Raw genomic sequence first — 13720 nt, forward strand, 5'->3', positions numbered from 1 at the left:
TTTTCATTTCCGATCGCGGCCCGGGCTCACCCGCTCAGCGCGCGGCAGCCAGCAGCGGTTGCAGCCGCGGTTCCAGTTCGCGCCTGCGCCAGCCGGCCAGCGGCTGCGGCCACTGCGCGCTTTCCAGCAGGGCTTCCAGGTGCTTGCGCGAGGCCAGCAGGCCGTCGGGCAGGCCGAGTTCGGCGCTGCGCGCGGCCACCGCGTCCTGCAGCCGCTTCAGTGCGGCCTTGTTGTCGTCGCTGGCGGCCAGCGCCTGCGGCGCGTCGGCTTCGTCGGCCAGCGGCGTGGTCAGCGCCTGCCACAGCGCGTCGCTGAGCTTGCGCGGTGCCTTGGGGTGCTTGTCGAACAGCGCCAGCATGGCCGGCGGGTCCTGCGGCGGGAACCGCGCCAGGGTGGCGGCCAGTTCGTTGTCCAGGATCCAGCTGCGCGGCTTGTCGCTGTGCCGGGCCTGCGCGTCGCGCCAGCGCAACAGACGCAGCAGGCGCAGTTGCGCCGGGCGGTCCATGAACTGCGCCGAGCGCATGCCCAGGTGCGGCCAGCGCTCGCCGTCGTCCTGTTCGACGGTGCCGAGCAGGCGTTCGCCGTCCTCGTGCAGCCAGTCGCTGCGCTCCAGGGTCTGCAGCCGCGCCTGCAGCGCGTCGTGCAGCGCGAACAGGTGGCGCACGTCGTCGGCGGCATATTCGAGTTGCGCCGGCGACAGCGGGCGGCGCAGCCAGTCCGAGCGGGTCTCGCCCTTGGCCAGGTGCACGCCGGTGATCTCCAGCACCAGCTTCTGGTAGCCCATGCCGGCGCCGAGCCCGGCCAGGCCGGCGGCGATCTGGGTGTCGAACAGCGGCCGCGGCAGGGTGCCGCAGGCGCACTTGAAGGCGACCAGGTCTTCGCTGGCGCTGTGCATGATCTTGAGGATGCCCGGATCGCTCAGCCACGGCGCCAGCGCCTGCGGCATGCCCGGGATCAGCGGGTCGATCAGCAGGATTTCGTCGCCCACCGCCATCTGCACCAGTGCCAGTTGCGGCCAGTAGGTGCGTTCGCGGACGAATTCGGTATCCAGGCCGATGCGGGCCGGCCGCTGCGCCAGCCGTTCGCTCAGCTCGGCGGGTTGCTTGATCCAATAAGGCACGTGATTTCCGTTGACTGCAGGGTTTGCTCAGGCAGGCGAGAATAGCCTAACGTCGCTCCGCCGGCCGCACGGCGCGCCGGACGGGATGGCGTCGCAAGGTCCATGGTTCGGAGGAAAAGTGCGCAGCAGCGGCGTTGTGATGGTCTGGAGCATGCTCGCGGCGGCGCTGGTCGGCTGTGCGCGGCAGCCGCCGGCGCCGGCCGCCGAGACCGCGCCTGCGACCGCCGCGGCCATCGCCCCGGCGCAGCCGACACCGGCCAGGCCGGTGCAGGCGCCCAGCGTCACCATCGGCGGCGAAGATGCGGCCGAGACCGTGGCGCACTGGCAACCGCCGTTGCCGACCCTGAGCCGCAGCGGCCTGCCGCAGGCACGACGCGAGGCGGCGCGCGCGCTGGCCGAGGATCGCCTGTTCGAGGACGCGCAGTCGGCGATACCGCTGTACCTGGCGATCCGCAGCCTGGCGCCGAACGATCGCGCCGCCCAGGATGGCCTGCGCAAGGCGCGGCGGCGGTTGCTGCAGCTCGGCGCGCAGGCGCTGGGCGATCCGGATCTTTCCGAACGCACGCTCGAGCGGGCCACGCGCATCGCGATGGTGGCGCTGTGGCTGGATGCCGAGGATCCGGCGGTGCGGCGCCTGCAGCAGCGGGTGGAGACCGCCGCGCGGGTACTGGCCTACAACCGCGCTGGCGAGGACGACCTGCGCGGCGGCCGCCTGGGCGAGGACGGCAACGGCGCCCTGGCCAATTTCCGCGAGGCGCTGCAGCTGGATGCGGACGACGACCGCGCACGGCAGGGCGTGGCGGCGGTGGAGAGCGCGTTGATCCGCCGCGCCGAGACGGCGGCGGCGGCCTCGGATTTCGCCGCCGCCGGCAGCTGGCTGGCACGTGCGGCGCGGGTCCGCGAGGACGCGCCCACGGTGCGCGATGCGCGCGTGCGCGTGGAGCAGGTGCGGGTGGCTCGCATCGCCGCCTTGCGCGATGCCGGCCTGCGCGATCTGGCCACGCCGGCCGGATTGAAGTCGGCGCGCGAGCGCCTGGGCGACGTGCTGCGCATCGCCGATCCCGGCGATCCGGTGGCGGCGATGCTGCGCGAACGCATCGACCTGGCCACCCACTACGGCAGTTTCCGCCCCGGCCAAGTGTTCACCGACGGCATGCACGACGGCGGGCGCGGCCCGCAGATGATCGTGGTGCCGCACGGCGGCTTCCGCATGGGCGCGGCCGAGACCGAACCCGGCGCCTCGCCGGCGGAGATGCCGCAGCATTACGTGCGCTTCGACCGCGGTTTCGCCATGTCGATCACCGAAGTCACCGTGGCCGAGTTCCGCCGCTTCGTGGAGGCCACCAATGCGCGTCCGCGCGCCACCCGGCGCGGCCATTCCACCGTCTACGACGAGCGCAGCGGCAACTTCGTGCGCCGCAACGGCGTGGACTGGCAGTCCGACTACCAGGGCGCGCGGGCGGCGCCCAACAGCCCGGTGATGCATGTCAGCGTGCGCGACGCCGAGGCCTATGCGGCCTGGCTGTCGCAGCAGACCGGGCGCCACTACCGGCTGCCCAGCGAGGCCGAGTTCGAGTACGCCCTGCGCGCCGGCAGCCGCGGCCGTTATCCCTGGGGCAATGCCGGCACGCCGCCACGCGGCAGCGGCAACTTCACCGGCGGCGGCGACGTCTCGCCCAGCGGTCGGCACTGGCGCAATGCCTTCGTCGGCTACACCGACGGCTTCTGGGGCCCGGCCCCGGTCGCCAGTTTTTCTGCCAATGCCTGGGGCCTGCACGACATGGCCGGCAACCTCAGCGAATGGGTCGCCGACTGCTGGCATGCCAGCTACCGGCGCGCGCCGGCCGACGGCGCGGCCTGGTACAACCCGGGCTGCCGCTCGCGGGTGGTGCGCGGCGGCAATTGGGCCAACGCGCCCGAGCAGACCCGCGCGGCGTGGCGGCTGATGCAGGATTCGGACAGCACCAGCGCGCGCGTCGGTTTCCGCCTGGTCCGCGGCATTTGACGCGGCCGCGTCGGCGCCGACGCTAGATTGCCTCACCAGTCAGCGAGGGGAGTGGGATGAATGACGTCTTCGGCCGCCAGGGCGGCGAACCGGGCGGCCGCCGTGGGCCGCTGGGTGGGGTGCGCTGGCTGGTGCTGCTGGGCTTTGCGGTCTATGCCGGGTACTACTGGTTCTCCAACCGCAGCGAGGATCCGTATACCGGCGAGCAGGTGCTGATCGACCGCTCGTTGAACGTGGAGGACGAGAAAGCGCTGGGCCTGCAGGCCTATCGGGAGATCCTGGCGCAGGAACGGCCGCTGGACCCGCAGGCGCCGCAGGCGCAGCAGGTGCGGGCGATCGCGCAACGGCTGATCGCCAAGGTCGACGTGGTGGAAGACGCGCTGGCCGCCGAACACGGCATGCAGGCGCAGCATGCGGCGCGCAGCTTCGACTGGGACGTCAACGTGATTCCGTCCGAGCAGGCCAACGCGTTCTGCCTGCCCGGCGGCAAGATGGCGGTCTATACCGGCCTGTTCCCGGTCGCCGGCAATGCCGATGCGATGGCGGTGGTGATGGGCCACGAGATCGCGCATGCGCTGCTGCGGCACGGCGCGCAGCGCATGGCCCAGCAGAAGCTGACCCAGATCGGGCAGATGGCCGGCGCCGCCGGCGGCCTGGACCCGCAACAGCAGCAGATGGCAATGGCCGCGATGGGCTACGGCTACCTGCTGCCGTACGCGCGCAGCCACGAGACCCAGGCCGACGAGGTGGGGCTGATGCTGGCCGCGGCGGCCTGTTTCGACCCGCGCGCAGCGGTACCGCTGTGGCAGCGGATGAGCGAAAGCAGCGGCGGCCAGGCGCCGCCCGAGTTCGCGTCCACCCATCCCAATCCGGGCACCCGCATCCAGAACCTGCAGGCGCTGATGCCCAAGGCGCTGGAGTACCGGCAGCGCTTCTGCGAATCGGCGCGCGGTGCCGCGCAGTGACGGTACGCGCCGTCACTGCGCGGCGCTGGCTGCCTTGGCGCTGAACGCCGTGCGTGCCCATGTGCTCGCGTGCACGGCAGCAGGCGCATGATGCGCTCCACACCATCAGGAGCGCTGTCATGAAACGCCTGCTGCTGTCCTCTTTCCTCGCCACGGCCATGCTGGCCGGCTGCGCCACCAATCGCCTCAGCGACGACGAACGCCTGACCCTGTACCGCGCCCACGCCGGTGCGCCGGTGCGCGACTTCCAGTACTTCAACCGGCTCAGCGGCTGGACCGCGCTCGGCGACAGCGCACTGGCGGTGTGGACGCGGCCGAACCAGGCCTATCTGCTGGAATTCGCCGGCCCGTGCCAGGACCTGGATTTCGCCCCCAGCATCGCCATCACCCATTTCGGCAGTCAGGTCTCGGCGAAGTTCGACGACGTGCTGGTGCTCGGCGGCGGGCCCGGCGCGATTCGCCTGCCGTGCCGCATCGACAGCATCCGCCCGCTCGACGTCAAGGCGCTGCGCACCTCGGAGAAGGAACTGCGCGAGGCCAAGGTGCAGGAGCGGGCGCAGCAGGTGCCTGGGAGCTGACGCAGTGCCGGGATTGGGGATTCGGGATTCGGGATTCGCGAGGCGGCGGCTGGGCGAGTGCGAGGTTGCGCGGCCGCTTCCTGGCGCTGCAGCCTGTTGCGTCAAGTGCGGCTGCAGTTCGGTGTGCGGCACACCCTGATGGCAGCGGGACGCACGCGTAGGAGCGGCTTCAGCCGCGACGGGCGGTACCGGGAACGCCCCGTCGCGGCTGAAGCCGCTCCTACGAGATCGGGTGATGCTCGACGAAAGCAGGCGCGTGTCTGCGTGTCGGTGCGTGCGCGTGACGCCACGCCGCGGCGTGGCTCAGGGCGCCTGGTCGGGCGCCACGTAGCCGTCGGGCTTGTCGGCGCCGCCCTGGAACAGGAACTTCTCCAGTTCCGTTTCCAGGAACGCGCGATGCTTGGGATCGCGCGGCGACAGCCGGTTCTCGTTGATCAGCATGGTCTGGTGCGCCAGCCAGGCCTGCCAGCCGGCCTTGCCGATATGCGCGAACACGCGCTTGCCGAGCTCGCCGGGATACGGCACGTAATCGAGCCCTTCGGCGTCGCGTTGCTGGTACTGGCAGAAGACGGTGCGGGACATGGCAATTCCTGGCGGTGCGTGTGACGGCGCGCGCTGGCGCGCTAGAGGCCGTCGAGCAGTTTGCGGATCGGTGCGGGCAGGCCCAGCGCCGACAGGTCGGCGCGCGCCACCCAGCGCAGGTCGGCATTGTCGCCCAGGGCATCGCCCATGGCGACCTTGCGCAGGCGCAGCGGCTGCAGGTGCAGGCGGTAATGGCTGAAGGTGTGCACGATCGGCGGCAGCGCTTCGGCGTCGTCGTAGGCGCGCCCGCGCATCCAGCGCGCGTACCAGGCGCGCAGTTCGCTGTCGGTCTCGGCCTGCGGCAGGGTCCACAGCGAGGCCCAGATGCCGGTCGGCGGTCGCCGCTGCAGCAGCAACTCGCCGGCGGCGTTCTCCAGCAACAGCGCCAGTGCTTCGCGCTCGGGCAGGGTCTTGCCCGGCTTGGGCGTGGGCAGCGCCTCGACCAGGCCCTCGCGGCGCGCCACGCAGTCGTCCTGCAGCGGGCACAGCACGCAGGCCGGGTTGGCGCGGGTGCACAGGGTGGCGCCGAAATCCATCTGCGCCTGGGTGTAGTCGGCCATGCGCCCGTCCGGCACGGCGGCCACGTGCTCTTGCGCGAGCGCCCATAGCGGCTTTTCCACCGCCGGCAGGCCGGGATAGCCGGCGATGCCGTGATAGCGGGTCAGCACGCGCTTGACGTTGCCGTCGAGGATCGGGAAGCGGTCGTTCCAGGCCTGGCTGAGGATGGCGCCGGCGGTGCTGCGGCCGATGCCGGGCAGCGCGTGCAGGGCCTCGAAATCGCGCGGCAGGTCGCCATCGTGCAGTTCCACGCAGCGCTTGGCGGCGGCATGCAGGTTGCGCGCGCGGGCGTAATAGCCCAGCCCGGCCCATTGCGCCATCACCGCGTCGTTGTCGGCGGCGGCCAGTGCCGGCAGGGTCGGAAAGTGCTGCAGGAAACGCAGGAAGTAGGGGATGACCACCGCCACCTGGGTCTGCTGCAGCATGATCTCCGACAGCCACACCCGGTACGGACTGCGCGGATGCTGCCAGGGCAGGTCATGGCGCCCGTGGCGGTCGAACCAGGCGAGCAGGCGGGCGGGGAAGGTGTCGGGCTGGCGCATGCTGGCAGGAACTCGTTCCTTCTCCCTCCGGGAGAAGGTGCCCCGAAGGGGCGGATGAGGGTAAGGTTGTTCCTTCTCCCACCGGGAGAAGGTGCCCGGAGGGGCGGATGAGGGTACGGGCGAAGCCTCGGGAACCTGATTCCGCGAGACGCTTCGCGCCGCACCCTCACCCCAACCCCTCTCCCGTAGGGAGAGGGGCTTCAATCTCAGCCGCCCAGCGCCTCTGGCAGCAACGCGTCGACGAAGGCCTCGGCGTCGAACACGCGCAGGTCTTCGGGGCGCTCGCCGATGCCGGCGAAGCGGATCGGGATGCCGAACTCGCGGGCCAGGGCGAACACCACGCCGCCCTTGGCGGTGCCGTCGAGCTTGGTCACCACCAGGCCGGTGACGCCGACCGCGGCGTGGAACTGGCGCAGTTGCGACAGCGCGTTCTGGCCGGTGGTGCCGTCGATGACCATCAGCACCTCGTGCGGGGCGCTGGGGTCGAGCTTGCCGAGCACGCGGCGGATCTTGCCCAACTCGTTCATCAGCCCGGTCTGGGTGTGCAGGCGGCCGGCGGTGTCGGCGATCAGCACCTCGGTGCCGCGCGCCTTGCCGGCCTGCAGCGCATCGAAGGCCACCGATGCGGCGTCGGCGTTCTGGCCCTGCGCGATCACGGTGACGCCGTTGCGCTCGCCCCAGGCCTGCAGCTGCGCCACCGCCGCGGCACGGAAGGTGTCGCCGGCGGCCAGCATCAGGCTGTGGCCCTCGTCCTTGAAGCGCTTGGCCAGCTTGCCGATGGTGGTGGTCTTGCCGACGCCGTTGACGCCGACGGTCAGCACCACGAAGGGCTTGGCGTTGCGGTCGATCTGCAGCGGCCTGGCCACCGGCTGCAGGATCGCCAGCAGGTCGGCGCGCAGCGCCTGCTGCAGCGCCCTGGCATCGGCGAACTCGCGCGCCTTTATACGCTTGCGCAGGCTCTCGATCAGCGCGGTGGTGGCGGGAATGCCGACGTCGGCGGTGATCAGTGCGGTCTCGATCTCGTCGAGCAGGTCGTCGTCGAGCTTGGGATTGCGCGAGAAAAGGCTGCCGACGCTGCGCGCGAAGCTGCTGTTGCGCAGCCGCTCGCGCCAACCGGGCTTGCCGGCCGGCGCGGCGGGCAGCGCGTCGCTGCGGACCAGGTCGGCGTCGGCCGCGGGCACGGACGCGGTGGCCGGTGCTGGAGCCGCCGGAGAGGGCGTTGGCGTCGGCACGCTCGGTGCCGGCGCGGCGGCCGGCGCCGGCACATAGGCCTGCGGCGGCGGCGTGGGCGCTGCGGGCGGCAGCGGCGTCGGTTGCGGCTGCGGCACCGCGACCGGGGCCGGCGCCTGCACGGGATGTTCGGCGACCGGCGCGGGCGTCGGCTCCGGGGGGGCGGCGGGTACGGGAGCGGCGGGCGCTGCCTCAGCGGCAGGCGGCGCGGACGGCGCAGGCGCAGCGGGCTCGGCGCTTGCCGGCTTGGGGAAGGCGGCGGCCAGTTCCTCGATGCTGTAGCGCTGGGTGCGGCTCTCGCCGGCGTTGTCCTGGGGCTTGTTGCGGCGGAATAGGCTGACCATGGATGACGCGTGGACCGGAAACGAAGAATGCTACCACTTGCGACCTGAGCGGCCGGTGCAGAGGTAGCGCGCTGGGGTGGTTGGCGGGAGGGGATTCGTGGGGCGTGAACGCGTGTGCGCAGGTCGCCGCGTTTCTTCAGTCGCGATCGGGCGCTCCGGTGAAGCGCCCTCTCAGGGCAAGCGCGGATGTGTCATGGCGTTTCGATGCAATGGCTGCGCCGGACCCTCACCCCAACCCCTCTCCCGGGGGGAGAGGGGCTAAACCGCGGAAGCCGCTCATGCATCGGCTATCGCCTCCGCAGCGCAGCCATCCCAGCGCCCGCATTCAGCAACCAATCCCCAATCCCGAATCCCCAATCCCGGCCTTTCACAGCTTGCCCTTCATAGACCGGTAATCGCGCGGGGTCATGCCGACGGTGGCCTTGAACTGGCGGGCGAAGGCGCTCTGGTCGGCGAAGCCGCACAGTTGGCCGATGCTGGCGATGCTGTCGTCGCCGTGCAGAAGGCGCATCGCCGCTTCGATGCGCATCTTGGTCAGCAACTGCTGCGGGGTCAGCTGGAACACGCGGCGGAAGTGCCGCTCCAGTTGCGCCACCGACAGCTCGGCCAGGTCGGCCAGGGTCTGCACGCGCAGGTTGTCGCCGTAGTGCGCCTGCATGTGTTCCATGGCGCGGCTGATGCGCTCGTAGGCGGAATGGCGGCTGTCCGGCTGGCCCAGGTCGCGGGAGATGCCGACCACGCCGATCACCTCTTCGCCCTCGCACAGCGGGCGCTTGAAGGTCAGGCACCAGCCGGGGGTGCGGTTCGGGAACAGGTGCACTTCCAGCTGGTTCTCGATCACCTCGCCACACAGCACGCGCCGGTCCTGCATCAGGTAGCTGCCGCCCAGCGGCAGCGGGAACACGTCCGCGGCCGACTTGCCGATCAGGTCGGCGCGGTATTTCTTGCCCAGCCGCCGCACCAGGGTCAGGTTGACGTGGGTGTAGCGGCCGTCGCGGTCCTTCACGAAGAACACCACGTCCGGCAAGGCGTCGAACAGCGTCTGCAGTTCCAGTGCCGAAATCAGAGTGTCCATGGCGTTCACCTGCGGAAGTGGGCGGCGGTGCGGGCGCGCCGCCGCGCGTCCCCCGAATGCCGATGCTAGCGTAAGTCGGCACCGGCGGGCGTCGCCGGGTTGTGCGAACTTCCGCATTGGCGACAGGCAAACGCTGCTAGCCGGCGGCGGTGCCGAATGTGAGCATGGCTCCATGCATACACTCGATGTCATCGACTCGCACAGCGCCGGCGAACCGACCCGTGTCGTCGTCTCCGGCTTCCCCGATCTGGGAACCGGTTCCCTGGCCGAGCGCCGGGAGCTGTTCCGCACGCGCTTCGACGCCTGGCGCAGCGCCATCGCCTGCGAGCCGCGCGGCTCGGACACCATGGTCGGTGCGCTGCTGCTGCCGCCGGTGGCCGCCGATGCCTGCGCGGCGGTGATCTTCTTCAACAACGTCGGCTACCTGGGCATGTGCGGCCACGGCACCATCGGCCTGGTGCGCACGTTGGCCGAGCTGGGCCGGCTGAGCGCGGGCACGCACCGCATCGAGACGCCGGTGGGCACGGTCGGCGTGGAGCTGCATGCCGACGGCCGCGTCTCGGTCGACAACGTCGAAAGCTACCGCCATGCCACCGGCGTCGAAGTGCAGGTGCCCGAGTACGGGCGCGTGCGCGGCGACGTCGCCTGGGGCGGCAACTGGTTCTTCATCACCGAACAGACGCCGTGCGCGCTGGAGCTGCGCCACCAGCGCGCGCTGACCGCCTACACCGAGGCGGTGCGGCTGGCGCTGGAGGCGGCGGGCATCCGCGGCGCCGACGGCGGCGAGATCGATCACATCGAGATCAACGGGCCGGCGCCGGACGCCAGCGCCGATGCGCGCAACTTCGTGCTGTGCCCGGGCCTGGCCTACGACCGCTCGCCCTGCGGGACCGGCACCAGCGCCAAGCTGGCGTGCCTGGCCGCCGACGGCAAGCTGGCGCCGGGCCAGGTGTGGCGGCAGCAGGGCATCCTCGGCAGCGCGTTCGAGGGCAGCTACACGGCCGGTGCGCGCGGGGTACTGCCGCGCATCACCGGGCAGGCCTATATCACTGCGCGCGCGCAGTTGCTGATCGATCCGCAGGATCCGTTCGCCTGGGGCATCGGCGCCGCATGAGCGGTTTCGACCTGATCGTCGTCGGCGCCGGCATCGTCGGCGCGGCCTGCGCCGATGCGGCGGCGGCCGCCGGCCTGCGCGTGGCGATCGTCGAGTCGGGCAGCATCGGCGGCGGTTCCACCGCCGCGGCGATGGGGCATCTGGTGGCGATGGACGACGATCCGGCGGAACTGGCGCTGTCGGCGTACTCGCTGCGGTTGTGGGAAGAATTCGCGCCGCTGCCGGAGGCCGAGTTCAGCCGCTGCGGCACGCTGTGGGTGGCGCGCGAGGCGCGCGAACTGGAGGCGATTCCGGCCAAGATCCAGCGCCTGGCCGCGGCCGGCGTGCACGCCGAAGCGCTCGATGCGCAGCGCTTGTATCAACTGGAGCCGGCGCTGGTGCCGGGCCTGGCCGGCGGCATGCGCGTGGCCGCCGAAGCGGTGGTGTATCCGCCGCGGATGGCGCGCTACCTGGTCGAGCGCGCCTGCGCCGCCGGTGCGCAGCTGTACGCCGGGCGTCGCGCCACTGCGCTGGCCGATGCCGGCGTGCGCCTGGACGACGGCAGCGCGCTGCATGGCCCGGTGCTGGTCGCCACCGGCTGCGCGGTGCCGGAGCTGTTGCCGGAACTGCCGATGCGCGCGCGCAAGGGGCAACTGGTGATCACCGACCGCTATCCCGGTTTCGTCGCCCATCAATTGCTGGAACTGGGCTATGCCGACAGCGCGCACGGCAGCGACGGCAGCAGCGTGGCGTTCAACGTGCAGCCGCGGCCGACCGGGCAGATCCTGATCGGCTCCTCGCGCGAGTTCGATGCGACCGACCGCACGGTGTCGATGCCGATGCTGCAGCGGATGCTGGAGCGCGCCTTCGCGTTCCTGCCGGGCCTGCGGCAACTGCAGGCGATCCGGGTGTGGACCGGCCTGCGTCCGGCCACCCCGGACGGGCGCCCGTACCTGGGCGCGGTGCCGGAGCGGCGCGACGTGTGGGTCGCGGCTGGCCACGAAGGCCTGGGCGTGACCACCGCGCTGGGCAGTGCACGCCTGCTGCTGGACCAGTTGCTGCAGCGGCCTGCGGCCATCGACCCGGCGCCGTACGCGCCGGCGCGGGCGCTGGCATGAGCGCGCGCATGTTGCGCCTGCAGGTCGACGGCCGCGATGTCGAGGTGCTCGACGGCAGCAGTGTGGCCGCGGCGGTGGCGCAGGTCGCCACGCATTTCCGCCGCTCGCGCAGCGGCCAGCCGCGTGCGCCGCTGTGCGGCATGGGCGTGTGCGCCGAGTGCCGAGTGCGCATCGACCGCGTCGGCCAGTTGCGCGCCTGCATCACCCCGGCGCGCGACGGCATGCAGGTGTGGACCGATGGCTGAGCCGCGCACCCATTACGACGTGCTGGTGATCGGCGCCGGCCCGGCCGGGCTGGCGGCGGCGCTGGCGGCGGCCGGGCATGGCCGCCGGGTCGGCCTGGTCGATCTGCAGGCGCGTGCCGGCGGGCAGATCTGGCGCCACGACGTGGCCCAGGCGCCGCCGCGTCTGGCCGCGCGCACGCTGGCGCAACTGGCGGCCAGCGCGGTGACCTTCCTGCCGCAGACCCAGGTGCTGCTGGCGCAGGACCGGCAGTTGCTCACCGATGGCCCCGACGGCCCGCGCTGGCTGTGCTACGACGCGCTGGTGCTGGCCACCGGCGCGCGCGAATTGCTGTTGCCGTTCCCGGGCTGGACCCTGCCCGGGGTGACCGGCGCCGGTGGCGCGCAGGCGCTGGCCAAGCAGGGCTGGCCGCTGACCGGGCGGCGCGTGCTGGTCGCCGGCAGCGGGCCGCTGCTGCTGGCCTCGGCGGCGACGTTGCATCGCCACGGCGCGCAGGTGCTGGGCATCGTCGAACAGGCGCCGTGGCGCGCGCTGGCCGCGTTCGCCGCGCAGTTGCCGCTGCGCTGGCCGGACAAGGCGCTGCAGGCGCTGGCGCTGCGCACGCAACTGGCCGGGGTGGGCTACCACGCCGGCAGCGTGGTGATCGCCGCGTACGGCGAGGGCCGCGTGCAGGAGGTGGAGATCGATGGCCCGCGCGGCCGCCGCCGTCTCGCCTGCGATCAACTGGCGGTGGGCTACGGCCTGGTGCCGAACGTGGAACTGGCGCAACTGCTCGGCTGCCGGCTGGGCCGCAGCGGTGCGCATCCGTGCGTGGCGGTGGATGCGCAACTGCGTACCAGCGTCGATGGCGTGTACGCCGCGGGCGAGGCGCTGGGCATCGGCGGGCGCGATTGCGCGCGGGTGGAAGGCGCCATCGCCGGTCACCTGGCCGCCGGCCAGGACGCCGATGCGCAGGCGCTGCAGCCGCAGCGGCGGCGTGCACGCGCGTTCGCCGCGCTGCTGCAGCGGCAGTTCGCGCTGGACCCACGCATCCATGCGCTGGCCGCGCCGGACACGCTGGTGTGCCGCTGCGAGGACGTGCCGCTGTCCGCGCTGCAGGGCCATGCCGACCTGCGCGACGCCAAGCTGGGCTCGCGCTGCGGCATGGGCGCCTGCCAGGGCCGCATCTGCGGCAGTGCGCTGACCGAGCTGGGGCTGGCTGCGCGCGCCGCCGATTTCTCCGACGACGGCCGCCGGCCGCCGCTGTTCCCGGCGCGTCTGGACGCGCTGGCCCATCCCTGTCCGGATCCCGGTCCGGACGCCGCTTCCGCCGCGCCTTCGCGCGCGGCCTCCCTTCGCAACTCTCCACAAGGTGTACTTCCATGAGCAAGGCTTCCTTCTGGTACGGCGTGCTGCCGGCCATCACCACCCCGTTCAACGCCGACGGCAGCATCGACCACGCGTTCCTGGCCAAGCATGCGCAGCTCATGGTCGACGCCGGCTGCACCGCGATCGTGCCGCTGGGCTCGCTGGGCGAAGCGGCCACGCTGAGCTTCGACGACAAGCTGGCGATCCTGAAGACCCTGGTGCAGGCGGTCGACGGCCGCATCCCGGTGGTGCCGGGCATCGCCGCGCTGTCCACCGACGAAGCGGTGCGCCTGGCGCAGGCGGCCAAGCAGGTCGGCTGCGGCGGCATCATGGTGCTGCCGCCGTACGTGTATTCCACCGACTGGCGCGAAATGGGCGCGCACATGCGCGCGGTGATCGCCGCCACCGATCTGCCGGCGATCCTGTACAACAACCCGATCGCCTACAAGACCGACTTCAGCCCGGCGCAGATCGCCGAACTGGCGGCCGAGTTCCCGAACCTGCAGGCGGTGAAGGAATCCTCCGGCGACGTGCGCCGCTTCGCCGCGCTGGGCGAGCTGCTCGGCGACCGTCTGGTGCTGCTGGTAGGCATGGACGATGCGATCGTCGAAGGCCTGAGCATGGGCGCCAAGGGCTGGATCGCCGGCCTGGTCAACGCGTATCCGAAGGAGTCGGTGAAGCTGTTCGAGCTGGCCCGCGACGGCGGCTACCCGGCAGCCAAGGCGCTGTACGACTGGTTCCTGCCGCTGCTGCGCCTGGACACCGTGCCCAAGTTCGTGCAGCTGATCAAGCTGGTGCAGCAGAAGGTCGGCCTGGGCAGCGAGCGCGTGCGCGCGCCGCGGCTGGTGCTGGAAGGCGCCGAGCGCGAGGCCGCGCTGAAGGTCATCGACCACGCCATCGCCACCCATCCCGGGCACTGA

The 13720-nt window shown here is 71.9% G+C and carries 13 protein-coding genes; 8 read left to right on the forward strand and 5 right to left on the reverse strand.

Annotation, left to right across the window (positions count from 1 at the left end; all coding sequences use genetic code 11):
- Positions 1-34 precede the first annotated feature (34 nt).
- Positions 35-1120, reverse strand: a complete 1086-nt coding sequence (rnd, locus tag AC1PLR_RS07005) for a ribonuclease D (protein ID WP_010344216.1) — start codon at positions 1118-1120, stop codon at positions 35-37.
- Between the two features lie 151 nt (positions 1121-1271).
- Between rnd and AC1PLR_RS07010 the strand changes: the two genes are divergently transcribed.
- The 3 genes from AC1PLR_RS07010 to AC1PLR_RS07020 all read left to right on the forward strand — a co-directional run bounded on the left by AC1PLR_RS07010 (position 1272) and on the right by AC1PLR_RS07020 (position 4668).
- Positions 1272-3125, forward strand: a complete 1854-nt coding sequence (locus tag AC1PLR_RS07010) for a formylglycine-generating enzyme family protein (protein ID WP_481103551.1) — start codon at positions 1272-1274, stop codon at positions 3123-3125.
- Between the two features lie 56 nt (positions 3126-3181).
- Positions 3182-4090, forward strand: coding sequence for a M48 family metallopeptidase (locus AC1PLR_RS07015; RefSeq protein WP_481103082.1), 909 nt, complete (start codon positions 3182-3184; stop codon positions 4088-4090).
- Between the two features lie 119 nt (positions 4091-4209).
- Entirely contained in the window at positions 4210-4668 is a 459-nt protein-coding gene (locus AC1PLR_RS07020; protein WP_481103083.1) for a DUF6491 family protein, read from the forward strand.
- A 303-nt stretch (positions 4669-4971) separates the two neighbouring features.
- On the opposite strand, the gene AC1PLR_RS07025 is transcribed toward AC1PLR_RS07020, so the two are convergent.
- The 4 genes from AC1PLR_RS07025 to AC1PLR_RS07040 form a co-directional block, all read right to left on the reverse strand.
- Positions 4972-5250, reverse strand: coding sequence for an oxidative damage protection protein (locus tag AC1PLR_RS07025; protein WP_481103084.1), 279 nt, complete (start codon positions 5248-5250; stop codon positions 4972-4974).
- A 41-nt stretch (positions 5251-5291) separates the two neighbouring features.
- Complete coding sequence (mutY, locus tag AC1PLR_RS07030; protein ID WP_420007431.1) at positions 5292-6350, reverse strand: A/G-specific adenine glycosylase; 1059 nt, start codon at positions 6348-6350, stop codon at positions 5292-5294.
- 206 nt (positions 6351-6556) lie between these two features.
- Complete coding sequence (gene ftsY, locus AC1PLR_RS07035) at positions 6557-7924, reverse strand: signal recognition particle-docking protein FtsY (protein ID WP_481103085.1); 1368 nt, start codon at positions 7922-7924, stop codon at positions 6557-6559.
- Between the two features lie 367 nt (positions 7925-8291).
- On the reverse strand, positions 8292-8999 hold the full coding sequence (locus AC1PLR_RS07040) for an AraC family transcriptional regulator (RefSeq protein ID WP_017911046.1): 708 nt from the start codon (positions 8997-8999) through the stop codon (positions 8292-8294).
- A 172-nt stretch (positions 9000-9171) separates the two neighbouring features.
- Here AC1PLR_RS07040 and AC1PLR_RS07045 point away from each other — a divergent pair, with 172 nt between their 5' ends.
- From AC1PLR_RS07045 to AC1PLR_RS07065, 5 genes are read left to right on the forward strand one after another with little or no spacing between them, the layout of a single operon-like run.
- Positions 9172-10113 carry a 4-hydroxyproline epimerase gene (locus AC1PLR_RS07045; protein ID WP_019802475.1) on the forward strand — a complete coding sequence of 314 codons (942 nt, stop codon included), beginning with the start codon at positions 9172-9174 and terminating at the stop codon, positions 10111-10113.
- The gene (locus tag AC1PLR_RS07050) at positions 10110-11210 is read left to right on the forward strand and encodes an NAD(P)/FAD-dependent oxidoreductase (protein ID WP_295861505.1); all 1101 of its coding nucleotides are present in this window, start codon (positions 10110-10112) and stop codon (positions 11208-11210) included. The genes AC1PLR_RS07045 and AC1PLR_RS07050 overlap by 4 nt, the downstream gene beginning before the upstream one ends.
- The gene (locus AC1PLR_RS07055) at positions 11207-11455 is read left to right on the forward strand and encodes a (2Fe-2S)-binding protein (RefSeq protein ID WP_010343411.1); all 249 of its coding nucleotides are present in this window, start codon (positions 11207-11209) and stop codon (positions 11453-11455) included. Before AC1PLR_RS07050 ends, AC1PLR_RS07055 begins: the two co-directional genes overlap by 4 nt.
- The gene (locus AC1PLR_RS07060) at positions 11448-12818 is read left to right on the forward strand and encodes an FAD-dependent oxidoreductase (protein ID WP_481103086.1); all 1371 of its coding nucleotides are present in this window, start codon (positions 11448-11450) and stop codon (positions 12816-12818) included. Before AC1PLR_RS07055 ends, AC1PLR_RS07060 begins: the two co-directional genes overlap by 8 nt.
- Positions 12815-13720, forward strand: a complete 906-nt coding sequence (locus AC1PLR_RS07065; protein ID WP_010343407.1) for a dihydrodipicolinate synthase family protein — start codon at positions 12815-12817, stop codon at positions 13718-13720. The genes AC1PLR_RS07060 and AC1PLR_RS07065 overlap by 4 nt, the downstream gene beginning before the upstream one ends.

The organism is Xanthomonas sp. NCPPB 3570, from assembly GCF_056725115.1.

Coding starts and splice junctions, on each gene's coding strand:
- AC1PLR_RS07010 (WP_481103551.1), top strand. CDS start 1,272: ATGCTCGCGGCGGCGCTGGTCGGCTGTGCGCGGCAGCCGCCGGCGCCG.
- AC1PLR_RS07015 (WP_481103082.1), top strand. CDS start 3,182: ATGAATGACGTCTTCGGCCGCCAGGGCGGCGAACCGGGCGGCCGCCGT.
- AC1PLR_RS07020 (WP_481103083.1), top strand. CDS start 4,210: ATGAAACGCCTGCTGCTGTCCTCTTTCCTCGCCACGGCCATGCTGGCC.
- AC1PLR_RS07025 (WP_481103084.1), bottom strand. CDS start 5,250: ATGTCCCGCACCGTCTTCTGCCAGTACCAGCAACGCGACGCCGAAGGG.
- mutY (WP_420007431.1), bottom strand. CDS start 6,350: ATGCGCCAGCCCGACACCTTCCCCGCCCGCCTGCTCGCCTGGTTCGAC.
- ftsY (WP_481103085.1), bottom strand. CDS start 7,924: ATGGTCAGCCTATTCCGCCGCAACAAGCCCCAGGACAACGCCGGCGAG.
- AC1PLR_RS07040 (WP_017911046.1), bottom strand. CDS start 8,999: ATGGACACTCTGATTTCGGCACTGGAACTGCAGACGCTGTTCGACGCC.
- AC1PLR_RS07045 (WP_019802475.1), top strand. CDS start 9,172: ATGCATACACTCGATGTCATCGACTCGCACAGCGCCGGCGAACCGACC.
- AC1PLR_RS07050 (WP_295861505.1), top strand. CDS start 10,110: ATGAGCGGTTTCGACCTGATCGTCGTCGGCGCCGGCATCGTCGGCGCG.
- AC1PLR_RS07055 (WP_010343411.1), top strand. CDS start 11,207: ATGAGCGCGCGCATGTTGCGCCTGCAGGTCGACGGCCGCGATGTCGAG.
- AC1PLR_RS07060 (WP_481103086.1), top strand. CDS start 11,448: ATGGCTGAGCCGCGCACCCATTACGACGTGCTGGTGATCGGCGCCGGC.
- AC1PLR_RS07065 (WP_010343407.1), top strand. CDS start 12,815: ATGAGCAAGGCTTCCTTCTGGTACGGCGTGCTGCCGGCCATCACCACC.